This is a genomic window from Pseudomonas hunanensis, assembly GCF_013393325.1.
GTDB lineage: Bacteria > Pseudomonadota > Gammaproteobacteria > Pseudomonadales > Pseudomonadaceae > Aquipseudomonas > Aquipseudomonas putida_P.
Genome location: NZ_QJRC01000074.1, coordinates 116317 through 137974, shown reverse-complemented (window position 1 = coordinate 137974; position 21658 = coordinate 116317). Strand labels below are relative to the sequence as shown.

The window sequence follows — 21658 nt, the reverse complement described above, 5'->3', positions numbered from 1 at the left end:
ATGAGCACCGATACCCGCAACACCGACCTGGTTCACCGCTTCATTCGGCTGCCACTCGAGCAGCGCAGGCTGTTTCTGGAAAAGCTGGCCTCCAAGGGCAGCAGCCTGGCGCAGTTGCCCATCCCGCAGGTGCGTGGGGAATTTGCGCAACTGCCGCTTTCCTTCGCCCAGCAGCGACAGTGGTTCCTGTGGAAGCTCGACCCGAACAGCGCGGTGTACAACATCTCTTCGGCCTTGCGCTTCAAGGGCGAGCTGGACCGGGCCGCTCTGCAGCGTGCCTTCGACACGTTGCTGGTCCGGCATGAAGCGCTGCGTACAACCTTCAGCCAACAGGGCGAGAAGGTGGTACAAGTGGTTCACCCGAGCCTGCCATTGACCGTGGCCTACGAGCACTTGAACGGTGCCGGCGAACATGCCCTGCGCGAGCAGGTGGAGCGTGAGGCCCGTCAAACCTTCGACCTGGAAAACGGCCCATTGCTGCGGGTGAAACTGCTGCAATTGAATGCTCAAGAGCATGTGCTGGTGCTGGTGCTGCACCACATCATTGCTGACGGCTGGTCCATGCCAGTGATGGTGGAAGAGTTGGTGCGCCTGTATGCAGCATACAACCAGGAGGGCGACGTGCAGTTGCCTACCCTGCCGATCCAGTACGCCGACTATGCTATCTGGCAACGCAGCTGGATGGAGGCCGGTGAGCAGGAGCGGCAGCTGGCTTACTGGACCGCCCAACTGGGGGGCGAGGACCCCGTGCTGGAATTGCCGACGGACCGCCCGCGACCTACGGTCAGCAGCCTTAAGGGCGAGCGGCTGGCGATCGACCTGCACGAGCAGCAAGCACATGCACTCAAACAGTTCGCCCAGCAACAGGGCGTGACGCCATTCATGGTGCTGCTGGCCAGCTTCCAGACCCTGTTGCACCGTTATTCGGGGCAATCTGATATCCGCGTCGGAGTGCCGGTGGCCAACCGCAACCGTGTGGAAACCGAGCGCCTGGTGGGGTTGTTCGTCAACACCCAGGTGCTGCGCGCCGAGTTCGATGTGCAGATGTCTTTCAGCGAGTTCCTCGGCCAGGTCAAACAGCGGGTCGTCGAGGCCCAGGCTCACCAAGACCTGCCGTTCGAACAGCTGGTAGAGGCCCTGCAGCCAGAGCGTAGCCTTAACCACAGCCCGCTGTTCCAGGTGATGTACAACCATCAGACCCAGGCCCGGGGCGAGCAGCACAGCTTGCCGGGGCTGGAAGTGCAAGCCGTGGCGTGGGACAACCATACCGCCAAGTTCGACCTGACCCTGGAAACCTACGAGCATGACAAGGGTATCGGCGCGGCGCTGATCTACGCCACCGACCTGTTCGATGCTTCGACTGCTCGCACGTTCGCCCGGCATTGGCAGAATCTGCTGACGGTCATCATTGAACAGCCTGCTCAGCGCATCGCCGACCTTGTCCTGCTGGACGATCATGAGTATCAGCAGATCGTCGAAGGCTGGAACGCGACCCTGGCCAGCTACCCTGATGACAGCTGTATTCACCAGCTGTTCGAAGCACAAGTGACGAAAGCCCCAGATGCGCTAGCGCTGATTTTTGGCGAGCAGACGCTGAGCTATGGCGAACTCAATCGCCGGGCCAATCAACTGGGGCACAAGCTGCGCGAGCAGGGTGTCGGCCCGGATGTGCTGGTGGGCATTGCCATGCAGCGCAGCCTGGAGATGGTCGTGGGCTTGCTGGCTATCCTCAAGGCGGGTGGCGCCTACGTGCCGCTGGACCCGGAATACCCGCAGGACCGTCTGGAATACATGCTCGATGACAGCCAGGCGATCCTGCTTTTGTCAGAGACCAGCCTGATCACGCGCATGCCTGCGCAGTTCCAGTCGCGTACGCTGCTGCTCGATCAGTTGACGCTCGACGGCTACCCGGATACTGACCTGGCCTGTTTGACCACCGCCCGCAACCTCATCTATTGCATCTACACATCAGGCTCCACCGGCAAGCCCAAGGGGGTGCAAATCGAGCACCGCAGCGTGGCGGCCCTGATCGGCTGGTCGCTGTCGGTATACAGCCAGGCGGACCTGTGCGGTGTGCTTTTCTCCACCTCGATCTGCTTCGACCTGTCGGTATGGGAGCTGTTCGTCACCTTGTCGGCTGGTGGCTATGCGGTGTTGGCTGCCAACGCCCTTGAACTGCCTGACCTGGCGGCCAGGGACCGGGTGCGGCTGGTGAATACCGTGCCGTCGGCCATCAAGCAGCTGTGCGAAACCGGCAACATTCCGCCGTCGGTAAAAATCATCAACCTTTGCGGCGAAGCGCTAAAGCAGTCGATCGTCGACGATTTGTACCGCTTGGAGCATGTGAGCGATGTGTACGACCTTTACGGCCCGTCCGAGGACACTACCTACTCTACCTGCACGCTCAGGGCCGCTGGCGGCAAGGCCAATATCGGCCGGCCGTTGGACAACAGTGCAGCCTATGTGCTCAGCGGCGGCTTGCAACCTGTGCCGGTGGGGGCGGTAGGCGAATTGTACCTGGCCGGTGCCGGGTTGGCCCGTGGTTACCTGAAACGCCCGGGGCTCAGTGCTGAGCGGTTCTTGCCCAACCCTTTCGATGAGCAGGGCGGGCGTATCTACCGTACCGGTGACCTTGCCCGCTATCGCCCCGACGGTGTGCTGGAGTACGTCGGCCGGGTGGATCATCAGGTGAAGGTCCGCGGCTTTCGGATCGAACTGGGTGAGATCGAAACCCGCCTGCAGCAAGAGGCGGTGCGCGAAACCGTGGTCATGGCCATCGACGGGCCGGCGGGGCAACACCTGGTGGCCTATGTCGTGCCTACCGATGCCCGCGTGATGGCCGATGTGGCCGCACAGGAGACGCTGCGTGAAAACCTACGGGCTGCGCTGCGCAAGAGCTTGCCGGAGTACATGGTGCCCTCCCACCTGGTGCTGATGGACAGACTGCCACTCACGCCCAACGGCAAGCTGGACCGCAAGGCGCTGCCGCGCCCGGACACTGCCCAGCTCGCAGAGGCCCATGTGCCGCCGCGTACGCCGCTGCAGCAGCAGGTGGCCGCTATCTGGGCCGATGTACTGAAAATCGAACGGGTTGGCCTGAACGACAATTTCTTCTTCCTTGGCGGGCACTCGCTGATCGCCACCCAGGTGACCGGTCGCGTCCAGGAGCAGGCGGGGTTGGCGGTCAGCCTGAAGGCACTGTTCGAAAACCCTGTGCTTGGCGACTACTGCACGCAGTTGGAGCAACTGGCACCGCTGGCGGACCCCGTTCAGAACGAACTGGCTAAATCCCTGGAGGCCTTGAAACGTCTATCTACGGAGGAAATTGAAAAGCTGCTTTCTTAGGAGATTTTTACTGTGCAAGAGCTGCTTGAGTCTGTAAAGCTACTGTCCACCAAAGAGCGCCAGGCCCTGGCAGCCTTGCTCAAGCAGCAGGGGGTGAACCTTTATGGCGTCACCCCGATCTTCAAGCGTGAGCCTGAAGCCTCCCTACCGCTGTCGTATGCCCAGCAGCGGCAGTGGTTTCTGTGGCAACTTGACCCTGGTGCACCGACGTACAACGTCCCGGCCGCGCTGCGTCTGCGCGGCCGCTTGGATGCCGAGGCTTTGCAGCGCAGTTTCCAAGCCTTGATCGCCCGCCACGAGACCCTGCGTACACTCTTCAGGGAAGAGGCACAGGGTACCGTCCAGGTCATTCACCCCGAAATCACCTTGGTGCTCGACATCCTGATGCTGCAGAGCGCCGCTGAGCGTGACGTGCTGGAGCAGGTGCAGGCCGAGGCGCGTCGCCCATTCGACCTGCAGCAGGGGCCGCTGCTACGGGTCAAGTTGCTGCGCCTTGCGCAGGACGAGCATGTGCTGGTGGTGACAATGCATCACATCGTCTCCGATGGCTGGTCGATGCCACTGATGATCGACGAGCTGATGCAGCTGTATGCGGGATACAGCCAAGGTGAAGACGTGCAGCTGCCAACGTTGCCAGTGCAATATGCCGACTATGCGATCTGGCAGCGTCAGTGGATGGAAGCGGGTGAGCAAGAGCGCCAACTGGCGTACTGGAAGGCGCAGCTTGGCGATGACCAGCCGGTGCTTGAGTTGCCGACCGACCGCCCACGTGCTGCCGCCAATAGCCACCGTGGCGCCCGGCACGAGGTTCGGCTGCCGGACGCGTTGGTGCATTCACTCAAGCAGCTTGCCCAACAGCAGGGTGCGACCTTGTTCATGCTGCTGCTGGCCAGCTTCCAGACATTGTTGCACCGCTATAGCGGGCAGCCGGACATTCGCGTCGGGGTGCCGGTTGCCAACCGTAATCGGGTAGAAACCGAGCGGCTGATCGGCTTTTTCGTCAACACCCAAGTGTTGCGCGCTGAGTTCGATCTGCAGATGACCTTCAGCGAGTTGCTGGAGCAGGTCAAGCAGCGAGCGTTGGGGGCGCAAAGCCATCAGGACTTGCCCTTCGAGCAACTGGTCGAGGTTTTGCAACCAGAGCGTAGCCGGAGCCACAGCCCGCTGTTCCAGGTGATGTACAACCACCAGATGCAGGCCAAGGGCAAGCAACGCAGCGTGCAAGGGTTGCACGTGGAGGGGCTGAGCTGGGATCACGACACGGCCAAGTTCGACCTGACCCTGGATACCTTCGAATACGAACACAGCCTTGGCGCCGCGTTGAGCTACGCGGTCGACCTGTTCGATGCTGCCACCATCGAGCAGATGGCACGGCACTGGGTGAACCTGCTGGAGGCCATCGTTCGCCAGCCTGGGCAGCGGATCGTCGAGCTGCCGTTGATCGGCCAGCAGGAGCAGCAGCAGATCGAGCGCGCCTGGAACCCGGCGCTGGCCCACTACCCGGCAGAGCGGCCGCTTCACCAACTGATCGAAGCCCAGGTCGAGGCCGCCCCAGATGCCGTGGCGCTGGTGTTCGGTGAGCGTTCCCTGAGTTACGCCGAGCTCAACCGCCGCGCCAATCAACTGGCACACAAACTACTGGAACTGGGCGCCGGGCCGGATGTGCTGGTTGGCCTGGCTGTGGAGCGCAGCCTGGAAATGGTCATCGGCCTGCTGGGCATACTCAAGGCTGGCGCTGCCTATGTGCCGTTGGACCCAGAGTATCCACAGGACCGTCTCAGCTACATGTTCCAGGACAGCGGCATTCATCTGTTGCTGACCCAGCAGCATTTGCGTGATGCGCTGCCAGTACCGGCAGGGGTGAAAACCCTTGTGCTGGATGGCCACGCCGGCCTCGCGGGCTACAGCGACGCCAACCCCGTGTGCCGAGTGACCCCAGACAACCTGGCCTATGTGATCTATACCTCCGGCTCAACCGGCAAGCCCAAAGGCACGCTGTTGCCACACCGCAATGTGGTACGCCTGTTTGCGGCCACCCAGCACTGGTTCAACTTCGATGCCAGCGATGTGTGGACGGTGTTCCATTCCTACGCCTTCGACTTCTCGGTGTGGGAGTTGTACGGCGCGTTGCTGTATGGCGGTAAGGCAATCATCGTACCCAAGGATGTGGCGCGCTCCAGTGAAGACTTCCACGCATTGCTGGTTCGCGAGCAGGTCACCGTACTCAACCAGACACCTTCTGCGTTCAAGCCGCTGATCCCGGTGGCCTGCGAGGCGATGAAAGCGGGGCAGGGCCTGGCCCTGCGGCACGTGGTGTTCGGTGGCGAAGCCCTGGAAGTGAGCAGCCTGAAGCCTTGGTTCGAGGTATTCGGCGACCGTCGGCCGCGCATGATCAACATGTATGGCATCACCGAAACCACCGTGCACGTGACGTATCGGCCGGTCACTTTCGAAGACTTGCACAAAGGTGCCAGCAGCCCGATTGGCGAGGTGATTCCCGACCTGTCGTGGTACTTGCTCGATGCAGCATTGAACCCGATTCTGCCGGGTTGCACGGGGGAAATGTTGATTGGCCAGGCGGGCCTGGCGCGTGGCTATCATGGCCGCCCCGGGCTGACAGCCGAGCGCTTCGTACCGAACCCGTTCGATGGCAATGGCGGGCGCCTGTACCGCTCGGGCGACCTGGCGCGTTACCGCAGCGATGGCGTCATCGAGTACATCGGGCGAATCGATCATCAAGTGAAGATTCGCGGTTTCCGTATCGAGCTGGGCGAGATCGAAGCACGCCTGATCGAACAACCAGCGGTACGGCAAGTGGCGGTGCTGGCGGTGGATGGCGCCAGTGGCAAGCAACTGGTGGGTTACGTGGTGCCAGTTGAGTCTGAGGTGCTGCAGGACACCGAGCAGCAGGCCAGGCTACGTGACAGCCTGCGAAGCGAACTGAAGGCAAGCCTGCCCGAGCATATGGTGCCCGCGCATTTGCTGTTCCTGGAGCAGCTGCCGCTGACCGGCAACGGCAAGCTCGACCGCAAGGCCTTGCCTGCGCCTGATGCGAGCTTGTTGCAGGGCGAGTACGTGGCACCGCAAACCGAGCTGGAACGAGAGATCGCGGCCATCTGGGCCGACGTGCTCAAGCTGGAAAGAGTCGGCCTTGCCGACAACTTCTTCGAGCTGGGCGGCGATTCGATCATGTCGCTGCAGGTGGTCAGCCGTGCTCGCCAGGTGGACATACAGTTCACGCCCAAAGACCTGTTCCAGCACCAGACCGTGCAAGGTTTGGCTGCGGTTGCTCGGCGTGAGGTGAGTACGTTGATCGACCAGGGACGGGTAGTGGGGAGCATGCCGCTGACGCCGATCCAGCACTGGTTCTTCGAGTCAGATATCGTCGAGCGCCACCACTGGAACCAATCGGTGATGCTGCAAACCAGCGAGGTGTTGGACGAACATCACCTACAAGCGGCCGTGCAGGCGTTGGTGGCGCACCATGATGCCTTGCGCTTGCAGTTTACCCAGGCGCATGGCCGCTGGCAGGCCGAGTTCGGCGATGCAGAGCACGCCCTGTTATGGCGTCGTACGGTGGTAGATTCCGAGGCGTTGACGCAGCTGGCTGACGAGGCGCAACGCAGCTTGAGTCTGACGCATGGGCCGCTGCTGCGCGCCGTTCTGGCCGATTTGCCAGGCGGCGGCCAGCGCTTGCTGCTGGTCATCCATCATCTGGTGGTGGACGGTGTGTCGTGGCGTGTGCTGCTGGAAGATCTGCAGCAGGCTTATGAGGCGCTGCGCGATGGGCAGCCGTTGAAACTGCAGCCCAAGACCACCTCGTTCAAGGCCTGGGCCGAGCAGCTGCAGGACTATGCAGCCAGCGCGCAGCTGCAAGCGGAACTGGGGTATTGGCAGGCGCAACTGCAAGGCGCCAGTGATGCCTTGCCGTGCGACCGCCCGCAAGGCAGCAACCTCGAACGCCATGCCGCCTCGGTCAGCACCCAGCTGGACCGCGAACTGACCCGACAACTGCTGCAGGAAGCGCCGGCCGCCTACCGAACGCAGATCAATGACTTGTTGCTGACAGCCCTGGCGCGAGTGATCAGCCGCTGGACCGGTCGTGCCGAGGTACTGGTACGCCTGGAAGGCCATGGCCGTGAAGACCTGTTCGAGGGCGGCGACCTGAGCCGCAGTGTGGGCTGGTTCACCAGCATGTACCCGGTCAGGCTCAGCCCACAGGCCGGGCTGGTCAACTCGCTCAAGACCATCAAGGAGCAGTTGCGCGCGGTACCCAACAAAGGCCTTGGCCATGGCCTGCTGCGCTACTTGGGTAGCCCTGAAGCGCAAGCGACCCTGGCGGCATTGCCACGGGGTGAGGTCGTGTTCAACTACCTCGGCCAGTTCGACGCCAGCTTCGACCAGCAGGCAGGGTTGTTCGTGCCGGCCAAGGAGTACGGCGGTGCCACCCAAGATGAAAGTGCCCCGTTGGGCAGCCTCTTGGCACTGAACGGGCAGGTGTACGGTGGGGAGCTGAAACTGGGTTGGCGCTTCAGCCGGGACATTTTCGATACAGCCACCATCCAGCACCTGGCCGACGATTATGCGCAAGAGCTGGCGCTACTGATCGATCATTGCCGCCAACCGCAGCACCGTGGCGTGACGCCTTCGGACTTCCCGTTGGCTGACCTTACCCAGGCGCAACTGGACAACCTGCCGATAAAGGCCGAGCAGATAGCCGATGTGTACCCGCTGTCGCCGATGCAGCAGGGCATGTTGTTCCATACGCTTTACGAACAGCAGTCCGGCGACTACATCAACCAGTTGCGCGTGGATGTTCAGGGGCTGGACGTGGAACGCTTCCGCCAGGCCTGGCAGGCGGCGGTGGATAAGCACGCGATCCTGCGCAGTGGCTTTATCTGGCAGGGAGAGCTCGACCAGGCTGTGCAAGTGGTACACAAGCAGGTCGTGCAGGCCTTGGCCGAGCACGATTGGCGTGGTCAGCCAGCGTCGGAGCAGCTGCAACGTCTGGCCGAGAGCGACCGACAAACCGGCTTCGCGCTGGACCAGGTTCCGTTGCAGCGGCTGACCCTGGTGCGCACGGCAGATGACAGCCACCACCTGATCTATACCAACCATCACATCCTGATGGATGGCTGGAGCACTTCGCGCCTGCTGGGCGAGGTGTTGCAGCATTACGCCGGGCAGCAAGCAACGGCGCCGGCCGCACCTTATCGTGACTATATCGCCTGGCTCCAACGCCAGGACGCGGCAGCAGCCGAAGCGTTCTGGAAGGACCAACTGGCACCGCTGGAGGAGTCGACCCGGCTGGCTCAGGTAGTACGCCGAAGCACTGCGCCGCAGTCAGGCCAGGGTGAGCACTATCAGTTGTTCGACCACTCGACGACCCAGCGCATCGAAAATTTTGCACGTGCCAACCGGGTCACCGTCAATACCTTGGTGCAATCAGCCTGGTTGCTGCTGCTGCAACGCTATACCGGTCAATCTGCCGTTTGCTTTGGCGCCACTGTGGCTGGGCGTCCGGCGGATCTGCCAGGGGTGGAAGAACACATCGGCCTGTTCATCAATACCCTCCCAGTCGTCGGTGCGCCGCGCAGCGAACAGACCGTTGCCGAATGGGTTGCCCAGGTGCAAGCCTGCAACCTGGCCTTGCGTGACTTCGAGCATACCCCGTTGAATGAGGTACAACGCTGGGCCGGCTTGGGTGGCGAAGCGCTGTTCGACAGCTTGCTGGTGTTCGAGAACTACCCGGTTTCCCAGGCCTTGCAGGAAGGTGCACCCGATGGCTTGCGCTTTGGTCCGGTGGCCAACCTGGAGCAGACCAACTACCCGCTGACCCTGGCGGCCACCTTAAGTGACACCTTGGCCATTCAGTACAGTCACAACCGCGGCAGTTGGGACGACGAGGCTATCCAGCGTTTGGCCGAGCACTTCGGCAACCTGCTGCGGGCGCTGGTAAATGATGCCTCGGTGGCGATCGGCGAGCTGCCGATGCTGGGAGATGCAGAGCGCCAACTTTTGCTGCATGACTGGAACCAAAGCGAGGCAGTTAGCCCGTCGGGCCTGTGCGCTCACCAGTTGTTCCAGTTGCAGGCCCGAGAGCGCCCCGGTGCGACAGCGCTGGTGTTCGGCGAGCAACAGCTGACTTACCGAGAGTTGGACCTGCGCACCAATCGTCTGGCGCATCTGCTGACTGCGCACGGTGTTACCGCCAACAGCCTGGTTGGGGTTGCCGCCGAGCGTGGGTTGGCGCTGGCCGTGGCCTTGATTGCCATCCACAAAGCCGGGGCGGCATACGTCCCGCTGGATCCAGATTACCCGCAGGACCGCCTGACCTACCTGATCGAGGACAGTGGCATCGGCCTGCTGCTGGGTGACGCCGAGGCGATGGCGCGCATGCCGGTCCCTGCTGAGTTGCCATGTATCGAGCTACAGTCAGGTGAGGACTGGCTGCAAGACTGCAGTGAGCAGCCGCTGTCATGTGAGGTCTCGCTCGACAGCCTGGCCTATGTCATCTACACCTCCGGCTCCACGGGCATGCCGAAAGGGGTGGCCATTGCTCACCAGGCACTGTCAGTCTTCTGTGAAGTTGCCAGTGGTTATTCGCGACTGACGCCGGATGACCGGGTGCTACAGTTCGCCACGTTCAGTTTTGACGGGTTCATCGAGCAGTTCTTCCCGCCATTGTCACGGGGCGCCTGCGTGGTGATGCGCGATCAGCAGCTGTGGGACACAGACACATTCAGCACGCAGGTCATCCGCCACGGCATTACGGTGGCTGACTTGCCGGCAGCCTACTGGCGCTTGTTGGCGCTGGACCGTCGCGCTGCAGCTGCCTATGGCCAGCTGAAGCAGATTCATGTGGGGGGTGAGGCGGTGGCCCTGGACGGGTTGCAGGCCTGGCTGGAGGATGGGCCGGCGCAGGTGCGTCTGCTCAACACCTACGGCCCTACCGAGGCCACCGTGGTGGCGACCACGTACGATTGCTCACGGCTTGCGCAGGTGCCTGCGGCACATAGCGGTGTACCGATTGGCCGCGCGTTGGCCGGGCGTACCCTGCGTGCCTTGGACGACGGCCTGTTGCCTACACCGATTGGCGTGCCGGGTGAGTTGTACATCGGTGGTGACGGCTGCCTGGCACGCTGTTATCACCAGCGCCCGTCGTTGACGGCGGAGCGCTTCATCCCTGACCCGCTGGCCGAAACAGCGGGGGCTCGCTTGTACCGCACCGGCGATTTGGGTTACTTCGATGAGCAGGGTGAACTTGCCTACCGTGGTCGGGCCGACCATCAGGTGAAAGTTCGCGGTTTCCGCATCGAGCTGGGGGAAATCGAGCAGCACTTGCAGGCGCACCCACAGGTTCGCCAGGCTGCAGTGATCGTTGTCGACCACGCCGGCGTCAAGCAGCTGTGCGGCTATGTGGTCGCGGTTGACCAGGGCGCGGATCAGGCGGAGCTGCGGGCAACGCTGAAGCAGTCTCTGAAGGCCGGCTTGCCGGATTACATGGTGCCGACCTACCTGATGCTGCTCGAGCACATGCCCATGACGCCAAGTGGCAAGCTCGACCGCAAACGCCTCCCGGATATCGATCAGACGCAGTCGCAGGGCGAGCATGTGGCTCCGCGCAACGCGCTCGAGCGGCAGTTGGCGGATATCTGGGGTGCCGTATTGAAAGTGGCGCAAGTCGGGGTAACGGACAACTTCTTCGAGCTCGGTGGTGACTCGATCATTTCGATACAAGTGGTGAGTCGCGCGCGCCAGGCGGGTATCCGCTTCACACCCAAGCAATTGTTCCAGTATCAGACCGTTGAGCAATTGGCCGCTGTAGCCGAGGTGGGTGAGCAGGTTGCCGATGACCCGGTGACAAGTAGCCAACAACCTTCGCTGGCCGGCCTGACCCAGACGCAGTTGCAGCACTTGCCGGTGCCGGTGGCGCAGGTTGACGCTATCTACCCTCTGTCGCCGATGCAGCAAGGCATGTTGTTCTACAGCGACCAGGGAGGGGACGCTGCGCTCTACCTCAACCAGACATCGGTTGCGGTCGACGGCCTGGATATCGAACGCTTCACCCAGGCATGGAAGCAGGTGGTGGCGCGTCATGACATTCTGCGCACCAGCTTCTGGTCAGACGCGCAACTGGCACAGCCACTGCAAATCGTCCATCGCCATGTCGAGCTGCCGATCCGTGTGCTGGACTGGCGTGCGCGTGATGACCAGGCCGACGCTTTGCAGGCACTGGTCGATGCTGATGCCGAGCTGGCCTTCGACCTGTCGCAGGCACCGTTGATGCGGGTAACGCTGGTGCGCCTGGATGAACAGCGCATGCAACTGATCTGGACCCGCCATCACATCCTGATGGATGGCTGGAGCAACTCGCGGCTGTTGGGTGAAGTGTTCCAGGCTTATCACGGGCAAGCGCTGGATACCCTGGTACCGCGCTTCGGAGACTATATCCGCTGGCTCGAGGCGCAGCCCCAGGATGAGCTGGAGGCGTTCTGGACGCGCAAGCTTGGCAGCCTTGAAAGCTCGACCCTGCTGGAGCAGACGTTGCTGCCACGACCGGATGCCAACTTGCCTGGGCATGCCGCGCTGTACCTGCATTGGGATGCCAGGCGAACCGAGCGCCTGCGCGCCCAGGCTCAACGCTTGCGGGTAACGCCCAATACGCTGGTACAGGCTGCCTGGTTGCTGCTGCTGCAGCGCTATAGCGGGCAGCAGGCTGTCTGTTTTGGCGCCACCGTGGCTGGCCGGCCGGCGAATTTGCCGGGGGTGGACAACATGCTCGGTTTGTTCATCAACACACTGCCTGTCGTCCAGGCGCCTGCTGCACATTGGCGTGTCAACGACTGGTTGCAGCAACTGCAAGCCTACAACCTTGAGCTGCGTGACCATGAACATGCCACGCTGTCGAATGTTCAGCGCTGGGCGGGGCGCCCGGGGCAACCGTTGTTCGATAGCATTATCGTGTTCGAGAACTACCCGCTGGACGAACGCCTGAACGACAGTGGCGACAGTGCGTTGCAGTTTGGTGCAGTGAGCGAGCGCGGCGTCACCAACTATGCGATGGACCTGGCCGTGCACTTGAGCGAGACACTTTCGGTAGAGTTCATGTACCTGCGTGGCAGCTTCAGCGAGGCCGCAGTGGCTGTTATCCGCGGCAGCTTCGAGCGGCTGCTCGAGGGCATGCTGGATAACCCGGATGCCACGCTGGGCAGCCTCGACATGCTGACACTGGAGCAGAGCCAGCAGACCCGTCAGCGCAACACGCTGGCGGCAGCTACGACGCATGTTGCGCATCTGGCCCGGAGCATTGCCGAGCACGCTCGGTTGCGGCCTGACGCCCTGGCCGTCGTATGTGGTGATCAGCAGTTGAGCTATGCGCAACTCGACCAGCGCGCCAACCGCCTGGCGCACCATCTGATCGCCTTGGGCACCAAGCCGGAGAGTACGGTCGGTATTGCCCTGGAGCGTTCGGTCGAGGTGATCGTTGCCTTCCTTGCCGTGATGAAGACCGGTGCTGCCTATGTACCGCTGGACATTGATTATCCGCAGGACCGTTTGCAATGGATTGTCGAAGACTCGGCCATGCACCTGCTGCTGACCAACAGTGCCTTGAGCCAGCGTTTCGACACGGTTGGGCGAATCGTAGAGCTTGACCGCCTGGCACTGGCGGGCCTGCCCGACGGTGTGCCACGCGCGCGGGTGGAAGATGACAACCTGGCGTACCTGATCTACACCTCGGGTTCGACTGGCAAGCCCAAGGGGGTGGCCGTCAGCCATGGGCAGATCCGCATGCACTGCCAAGCCATTGCCGAACTTTATGAGATGGACGAAAGCACCCGTGAGCTGCTGTTCATGTCATTCGCTTTCGACGGCGCGCAAGAGCGCTGGCTGTCGACGCTGTCGTCGGGTGGCTGCCTGGTGATCCGTGGCAATCGCCTGTGGACGGCAGAGGAAACCTGGCAGGTGCTGCATGAGCAACGCATCGATATCGCCTGCTTCCCTCCGGCGTATCTGCAGCAGTTGGCCGAGTTCGGCGAGAGCCAGCAACAGGTTGCACCGCCAGTGCGTATCTACTGCTTTGGTGGCGATGCGGTGCCCGATGCGTTGTTCGAGCTGGTCAAGCGCACGCTAAGGCCACAGTACCTGACCAACGGGTACGGGCCTACCGAGACGGTGGTGACACCCCTGCTGTGGAAGGTATCGGCCGATCAGTCCTGTCAGGCGGTGTATGCGCCGATTGGCGATCGTGTGGGCCTGCGGACCTTGCAGGTACTCGACCAGGACCTCAACCCGTTGCCTGATGGCGTGGCGGGTGAGCTCTATATCGGCGGTGAAGGGCTGGCGCGGGGGTATCACCAGCGTGCAGCGCTTACCGCCGAGCGTTTTGTCGCGGACCCGTTCGCGGAAGGCGCGCGTCTTTATCGCACTGGTGACCGCGTACGCCGCCGTGCCGATGGCACCTTGGACTTCATCGGCAGGCTGGACAACCAGTTGAAAATCCGCGGGTTCCGTATCGAGCCGGGCGAGATCGAGGCGCGCTTGCGCAACTTGGCCGATGTCCGTGATGCGGTTGTGGTGGCGCGTGAAGGCGCCACCGGCAAGCAGCTGGTGGGTTATGTGGTCAGTGGCAGCGAGAATACGAACCCGGCACAACTGCGTGAAGCCCTGCGTACCGAGCTGCCGGACTACATGGTCCCGGCGCAACTGGTGGTGCTGGAGGCGATGCCGTTGACGCCCAATGGCAAGGTCGACCGCAAGGCGCTGCCGGCGCCTGATTTTGCCGCGCATCGGCAGCACCGGGCACCGCGCAATGAAGCCGAGTTGGCCTTGGCGCACATCTGGCAAGACGTGCTGGGTGTTGAGTCGATTGGAGTCGACGACAACTTCTTCGAGCTGGGGGGGGATTCGCTTCGGGTGCTGAAAATGCTCTCCAAAGTGCGTGCGCACAGCGATTTGGCGCTGGATCTGAAGTTGCGTGACGTGATGGCCAAACCGACCATTGGTGAGCTGTCAGGTTATTCGGCGGATGAAGCCTGCCTGGATCCTGTGTTGTTGCTCAACACCCGCGTGGCCCATGCCACACCGTTGTTCTGCCTGCATGCAGGTTTCGGCACGGTATTCGATTATGAGCCGCTGGCGCGTCGCCTGGAGGGGCATTGCAGTGTTTATGGCGTGCAGTGCCGAATGCTGCTCGACCGCACGTGGCAAGATGAATCGTTGCAGGCGATGGCCATCGACTATGCCCAATACATCCGCCAGAAGCAGCCGGCAGGCCCATACCGCTTGGCAGGCTGGTCGTTGGGGGGAACCCTGGCGGTGCTGGTAACCAAGGAGCTGGAGCGTCAGGGCCAGACGGTAGCATTGCTCGGCCTGGTGGACAGCTTCGTGCCCTGTGCATTGCATACCGAGGTGGCCGAGGACTGGACGGAGGATTTGCAGGGCTTCCTCAGTGTATTGCTGGGTGTGCCAAAAGACCGCCTGGCAGTACCTGAGCTGGCCGTGGGGACGGACGTTTCGACGTTGCAGGGTGCCATCGAGGCCGTTCGTGCTGCGCAGGCCGAGCCATCGCTTTATGCCGATATCGACAGTTCGGAGCTGGCCCATACCTTTGCGGTGGCGATGCGTCTGAAAGCCTTGTCATTGAACCTGACCAGCCTGCCTCCCACCCAAGCCTTGGCGACATGCTGGTGGGCGGGCCGCAATGGCGACGCGGCCTGGACTTTCGCAACGAAGGCAAGCCATGCAGTGGAGGCAGGGCACTACGACATTCTCAGGCAGCGTGAAGTTATCGACGGTCTGGCCATGCACTGGTTGAAAGAGGGCTCCATGGTCGAGTAACGGTCACTGTCAGGTTTACAGGGCACCATCACCTCTCGCCCCACGCCGACAGCACACAGGCTGTCGGCGTGGGGCGATGTCGTTTGCTCAGCGCGTAGACGTGACCTTGCTGTCCTGGGTAAACATGCGCAAGGGCAGCGCTTTAGGTGTGCGGCGGGAAGTTGAACGCAGTGACGGGGAGGTGACGCGGGGAGTGTGTGGCCAGACCCAGGACTTGCGTGGGTCTGGCCAGCGCGGCTTAGAAGTCGTAGCGCAGTGACACCGTAGCGTTGCGTGGTGCACCGTAGTGGCCATAACTGCCGGCCATGCCTGCATAGTACTTCTTGTCGAATACGTTGTTGACGTTAAGCGTGGCCGCCAGGTTCTGGTTGATGCGGTAGCGAGCCATCAGGCTGGTGACGAAGTAGTCATCCTGGGTGACGTGGCTGTTATAGCGCGCATATTGCAGTGTGGATTTGGAGTTCCAGTTCACGCCCCCACCCACAGTCAGCTTGTCCCATTCGCCTGGCAGGCGGTAGGTGTTCCAGAGGCGGAAGGTGTCCATTGGCAGTTGGGTGGTCAGCCTGTTGCCGTCAGCATCCTCGGTGCGGGAGTGGCTGTAGCCGGTGAAAACGTTCCAGCCAGGTAGCACTTCGCCCGAGAGTTCCAGATCCACGCCTTTGGTTTGCGCACCATCCACTGCTTTGTAGGCATTACCGCCGTTGGGTGCAGGTTCGGTGGTCTCTTCGGCGAAGTTATCCCTTTGTACCAGGTAGATGGCAACGTTGGCGTTCAAGCGGCCATCCAGGAATTCGCCTTTCCAGCCCATTTCGTAGTTCTTGCCGACTTCCGGGTCAAGTGGTTTGCCGCTGGCGTCGATATTGCTTTGTGGCTTGAAGATGTCGGTGTAGCTGACGTACACCGATTGCTCATGGGTCAGGTCATAGACCAACCCCGCATACGGCGTCACTACACCATGCTCTTTCATGTTGTAGGTGGTCGGCGCATCGGGGCTGTCGATGATGCCAAGGCTGTAGTCGAAGCGGTAGTCGGAAGCTCGCGCGCCCAGAATCAGATGCAGGTCATCGGTGAAGTTGAACCGCCCGGCTAGGTAGTAGCCGCTTTGGCGGTTGAAAATGTCATATTTGATGCTTGGCGAAAGCTCGTCTTTACCGGGTTTTGGGGTCACGTTTTCCCACGTGAAGTAGTTGATATCCTGATCAGGCCCGGCGTATTCGCGATGTTTGTTCTCGTACTCAAGATAGTTGTAGCCAAAAATGAGTTCGTGACTTTGGCCAAACAGTTGAAACGGCCCTTGCAGGGAGGCGTCAACACCTTTTTGGTATTGATCCGCCGAGGCCACGCCAGCACTGATGGTTGTTGAGCCATCCGGTTCCAGGTATGACCTGTTGGTTCTTGTCGAAACGTAGGAAGAGAACGTATTGCGATCAACGTCCATGTACAGGGTCGAGACTTTCAACTGCCAGTCGTTGGCCAGTTGCTGTTCGAGCGTCATGGTGTAGTTGGTGGTTTCGTAGTCGTCATAACCCCAGCGAGCGTCGGAACTTTTCGAACGAGAAAAGTGGGTGGGCTGGCCGTTGGTGAAAATGAGTGGAACACCCGAGGCACCGTTGACCTTGTAAGTTTGCCGGTCAATGCCGAAGCGAACCAGGGTGGTGTCGGTCAGGTCGGCCTCCAGGGCACCGTACAGGATGCTGCGGTCCTGGGTGTACCAGTCCATGAACGTGTGGTTGTTTTGCTGCGCAGCGACAAAACGCCCGCGCACGTTGCCTTCCTTGGTCAGGGGACCAGAAACGTCAGCCTCGGCACGGTAGTAGTCCCAGGAGCCGATATCGCCCTGGATGTAGGACTTGAACTCGCGCGTCGGGCGCTTGCGGATCAGGTTGACCACCGCACTGGGGTCACCGGCACCCGTCATCAGGCCCGTTGCACCACGGACGATCTCCACTCGGTCATAAAGGGCCATGTCCAGCAAGGTGCTGGGCATGTTGCGAGTCTGGTTGTCCTGAAACGTGGTAACACCATCGAACTGGTACGTGTTGATGGCACTGCCACGAGAATAGATGTTGAAGCGCTCACCACCATCCTGGGACATGGTGATGCCAGGTGTCTGCTTCAGCACATCGGTCATGCTGCTCAGGTGCTGGTCATCCATTCGCTGGCGGGTCACCACAGTGATGGTCTGTGGCGTCTCGCGGATCGACAGGTTCATTTTGGTGGCTGTATTGGTCACACCCGTGGTGTAGGAACCAGTGCCTTCGGTAGTGGCGCCAAGGCCAGTGCTATTGACGTTGGTCGCCGAAAGCTCGACCTGACCGTCCTTTCCCGCCGAACTCGCCGTCACGGTCACGGTGTTGCCATCGATCTGATAACGCAGCCCGGTCCCCTGCAGCAGGGTGCGCAGCGAGGACTGCAGGTCATGCCGGCCCTTGAGCGCCGTGGAACGCAGCCCGCTGATGTCCTCCGGGCTATACAGCAATTGCATATCGGTCTGCTTGGCCAGTGCCTGCAACGCCGAATTCATCGACTGTGCCGGAATATCCAGGGTCCACTCCTGTGCCTGCACCTGGGCAACCAGCGCCGTGGACAGCGCCAGGCCCAGACCGACGCGAGACAACGCGTGCCGGGGGCGAAGGGAGTGACGGATCAGTAACGCTTTGGCAAGCGGGTTGAGCGGGCCGGGCAAGGACTTGGACATCTATTGCGGTCTCGTTGGCAGAGGGGTTTTTTTCTATGTCTGGTATGTGACGCAGCAACCGTGAAAAACCGGAACGATTCTTATTGACTGTATTTTTCACCACTGCTGCGTTAACCGCGTCACAACTTCACAATTCGCGTGCTACACGAAAACCGAGGAAGTCGCCGCGGGTGGTCTTGAGGCGGTCGTTGCGGTTGGCTGAGCGCGAGAAGATCGGCGGCTCGCCCCAGTCGTTGCCACGCATGTGCGCGCGGATGCACGTGGGGTCCTGGATCCAGGCACTGCCGTCGCTTGGGGCGCCTTCGTAGCTTTCGTGGTAGCAGTCGGCAACCCACTCGTAGACGTTGCCGTGCATGTCGTACATGCCGAAGGCATTGGCCGGGTAGCTGCCCACCGGCGCGGTGTAGGTGTAGCCGTCGCGGGGGCCGTAGGTGTTGGCGTGCTTGCTGATCTCATACTTGCCCGGCTCGTCGAAGGGGAAGGGGAACGGCCCGGTGGAACCACCGCGGGCGGCGTATTCGCGCTCGGCCTCGCTGACCATGCGGTAGGGTTTGCCGGTGGTCTTGGCCAGCCACTGGGCGTAGGCCTGCACTTCGTCGTAGTCGACGCACACCGCCGGCTGGCGGGGGCCTTGCTTGTAGGTCGGCTTGCTGGCCTCGCACCAGCGGCCGGGGCGGTCGTCACCGCTTTTGATGACGGTGCCGGTGGCCTTGATATAGGCATCCAGTTCGCCGGCGGTAACCTGGTAGCGGCTCATGGCGAACGGCTTGGCGAAGGTCACGGTGTGCAATGGGCCTTCGTCGGGCTGGCGGCCGACTTCGTCGTCGGGCGCGCCCATCACGTAGCTGCCGGCGGGCAGCACGACCATTTCCGGGCAGTCCTTGCAGTCTTTGAACACGTCGCCGGGCTTGGCGGCGTGGGCGTAGGCGCTGACCAGCAGCAGGCAGGTGATCTGGGCTGGCCGGTAGAGCCAGGTGGATACGTTCATTGGTGATCCTCGAAACGGGTGAATGCGTGCTGCGTTTCGCATTCAGACGAGCCGGGGCGGTGGAAAATTAACCAGCACTGGCGCCGCACCTATACCGACGAGGTTGTCAGCCGTGAGTCGCCGGGCTATAGTCCAACCCATTGTTCTCTTCCCGAAGACCTGTTCATGCCAGCCAGCCCTTCCACCCCATGCTTTGCCATCGCGCCCGTCGCGGGCATGGTCGTGCGTGGTAGCCAGCAGCCGGTCATGATCAGTCATTACCCACCACCTGTCAGTGGCGTTGTAGGCGGCGTAGCTCCGCCTCCTTGCGTGGTCGTGCTGGGCTGATCGGCTTCTGGCCGCTCCCTTTCGCACACGCAACCTACTGAACACGGTCGGCTACTTCCCTCGCTGAAGCGCACGCCGTCCGTTTGGCTTATCTGCCTATATCAGGTGGCAATACATGTCTGTCTTTAACAAAGCATCCGTGGCCTCGGCGGCCACTACCAGCCTGTTCGTCCTGCTGTGGAGCAGCGGGGCGATCGTCTCCAAGCTGGGCCTGGCGCATGCCAGCCCGTTCGCCTTTCTGCTGTTGCGCTCGGCGCTGGCCCTGGCCGGCCTGTTGATGGTCAGCCCGCTGCTGGGGCTGCGCTGGCCGCGTACACGCGGGGGCATTCTGCGCGCCCTGGGTACTGGGTGTGTGCTGCTCGGCGCTTACCAGATCTTCTACTTGCTGGCGCTCAACACCCACGTCACCCCTGGCGTCATGGCCACGGTGATGGGGGTACAACCGATTCTCACCGTGGTGCTGATGGAGCGTCAGCGCTCCTGGAGCCGCCTGTTCGGCCTGGGGTTGGGGCTGGGCGGCTTGATCATGGTGGTCTACCAGGGCATCAACCTGGGCGGGGTGTCGCTGGCGGGGATGCTGTTCGCCCTGCTGGCGCTGGTCAGCATGACCTTTGGCTCGATCCTGCAGAAGCGCATTACCGACAACCCCATGGGCACGCTGCCGCTGCAATACCTGGCGGGCTTCGCCATGTGCGCGCTGTTCGCACCGCTGCAGCCACTGCAGGTGGCGTGGACCGGCGGTTTTGTCGGTGCGCTGCTGTGGATGGGGCTGGTGGTTTCGCTGCTGGCGACCTTGCTGCTGTACCGCTTGATCGCCAAAGGCAACCTGGTCAACGTCACCAGCCTGTTCTACCTGGTGCCAGCGGTAACCGCGGTGATGGACTTCCTGATCTTCGGTAACCGCCTGGCACCGCTCAGCCTGCTGGGCATGGGGCTGATCGTGGTGGGCTTGCTGTTCGTGTTTCGCAAACCCGCCGCGCGCTTGGCAGAGGCGTAGGCCTTAGCGGAACTCTTCGGGGATGGCGTGGTGCAGTACGCCTTCCTCGAAGTCCAACAAGCCGGCCTCGCGCTGGGTGAGCAGGTAATAGAGCAGGGTGTCGAGCGAACGCTGCGGCGGGACCTCGACCGCCAGCATCTTCACTGCCTGCTCGGTTTCGCAGTTGCAGCCGAAGTCCTGCAAGGCGGCGCGCACCTGGTCGAGGGTTTCCGGTGGTTTGACGATCACCCGGAACACCGAGCTGCCGCTGCTGTGGCACAGCTCGGCGAACCAGGTCTCGCCTTGTTCTTCACGGGTAGCGATGACGTCACCCGGGGCGATGCCGTAGACATGGAAGGGAATGTTGTCGACGGCATAGCCACCTTCCACGGCCTTGGCCCACAGGCCCTCGACCGAGGCCGGTGGGTAGCCGTTTGCGTCCTGCTCCAGGCGGAACAGGACCTTCTTGTATGCGCTGCTCATCGTGTGCTCCGCCTCAACTGCGCGCCGGCCGCAGTACCAGCCACAGTGCCATGCCAATCAGCAAGCCGCCGTACAGGTGTGCCATCGACAGCGGCTCGTCCAGCAACCACGCCCCCCACAATACGCCGAATACCGGGATCAGGAAGGTCACGGTGCTGGCTTTGACCGGGCCGATTTCTTCGAGCAGGCGGAAGTACAGGATGTAGGCGAAGGCGGTGCACAGCAGGCCCAGGCCCAGCAACGACAGCCATACCTGCCAGCCGCCCCAGCTGGCGGGCGGCTGGCTGAGCGCGCTCCAGGCGAACACTGGGCTTAGCAGCAAGGTGGCGCCAAGCATGCTGCCCAGGGCCGACAGGCGGCTGTCCAGGCCGCTGACCCAGCGGCGCGCGAGGAACCCGGCAAAGCCATAGCAGGTGGTGGCCGCCAGGCAGGCGAGGGCGCCTTGCAGCAAGGCCATGTCCAGCGCTACCGGGCCGGCGCCGCTGAGGATGCCGACGCCAAACAGGCCCAAGAAGATGCCGCACAGCTTCGGCAGGGTCATGGGTTCACGGAAGAACAGCATGCCGATCAGCACGCCCATCAGCGGCGTGGTGGCATTGAAAATCGCCGAGTAACCGGCCGGCAATACCTGAGCGGCGACGGAATAGAAGGTGGCGGGGATACCGGAGTTGATCATGCCCAACACCAGGCAGGCGCCGAGCTTGCCCTGGAAGTCCCAGCGCACGCGGGCGGCGGCAACGATGGCGACCAAGCCGAGGCAGGCGATGGACACACGGAAGAACGCCGTCGGCACCGTGCCGAGTTCGGGGGCGATGATGCGCATGAACAGGAAGCTCGCCCCCCAGACGGCGGCAAGGGTCAGCAGGCGGGCTAGGGCGATGGGGCTCACGGCGGTCTCCGGGTACAGGGCAGGGGCGCGAGTGTACGTCAGGGGGCAGGGGGATTCTTGTGCTTTCTTGCGGTGCAATTCGGATCCCTCGAACAGGCCGGTGCTGGCGAC

General features: G+C 62.1%; 8 protein-coding genes. 4 read left to right on the top strand and 4 right to left on the bottom strand.

All coding sequences use genetic code 11. The annotated features are described in order from the left end of the window. A complete protein-coding gene (locus DM807_RS07490; RefSeq protein WP_179027217.1) occupies window positions 1-3345 on the top strand; it encodes a non-ribosomal peptide synthetase in 3345 nt (1114 codons plus the stop codon). Between the two features lie 12 nt (window positions 3346-3357). Beyond that, the gene (locus DM807_RS07485) at window positions 3358-15186 is read left to right on the top strand and encodes a non-ribosomal peptide synthetase (protein ID WP_179027216.1); all 11829 of its coding nucleotides are present in this window, start codon (window positions 3358-3360) and stop codon (window positions 15184-15186) included. 238 nt (window positions 15187-15424) lie between these two features. Here the strand turns inward: DM807_RS07485 and DM807_RS07480 are convergent, their stop codons facing one another. Continuing rightward, complete coding sequence (locus DM807_RS07480; RefSeq protein WP_012273655.1) at window positions 15425-17884, bottom strand: TonB-dependent siderophore receptor; 2460 nt, start codon at window positions 17882-17884, stop codon at window positions 15425-15427. A gap of 127 nt (window positions 17885-18011) precedes the next feature. Next, complete coding sequence (gene pvdO / locus DM807_RS07475; protein ID WP_012273654.1) at window positions 18012-18872, bottom strand: dihydropyoverdine dehydrogenase; 861 nt, start codon at window positions 18870-18872, stop codon at window positions 18012-18014. A gap of 165 nt (window positions 18873-19037) precedes the next feature. On the opposite strand from pvdO, the gene DM807_RS07470 reads away from it, so the two are divergent. Together DM807_RS07470 and DM807_RS07465 are read left to right on the top strand one after the other, a co-directional pair. Further along, window positions 19038-19199, top strand: coding sequence for a hypothetical protein (locus DM807_RS07470; protein ID WP_171577262.1), 162 nt, complete (start codon window positions 19038-19040; stop codon window positions 19197-19199). 115 nt (window positions 19200-19314) lie between these two features. Then, a complete protein-coding gene (locus DM807_RS07465; RefSeq protein ID WP_012273653.1) occupies window positions 19315-20196 on the top strand; it encodes a DMT family transporter in 882 nt (293 codons plus the stop codon). A 3-nt stretch (window positions 20197-20199) separates the two neighbouring features. Here DM807_RS07465 and DM807_RS07460 read toward each other — a convergent pair whose 3' ends face one another. Together DM807_RS07460 and DM807_RS07455 are read right to left on the bottom strand one after the other, a co-directional pair. Beyond that, complete coding sequence (locus DM807_RS07460) at window positions 20200-20658, bottom strand: DUF4265 domain-containing protein (protein WP_012273652.1); 459 nt, start codon at window positions 20656-20658, stop codon at window positions 20200-20202. Between the two features lie 13 nt (window positions 20659-20671). After that, on the bottom strand, window positions 20672-21547 hold the full coding sequence (locus tag DM807_RS07455) for a DMT family transporter (protein WP_041166558.1): 876 nt from the start codon (window positions 21545-21547) through the stop codon (window positions 20672-20674). Window positions 21548-21658: the final 111 nt, after the last annotated feature.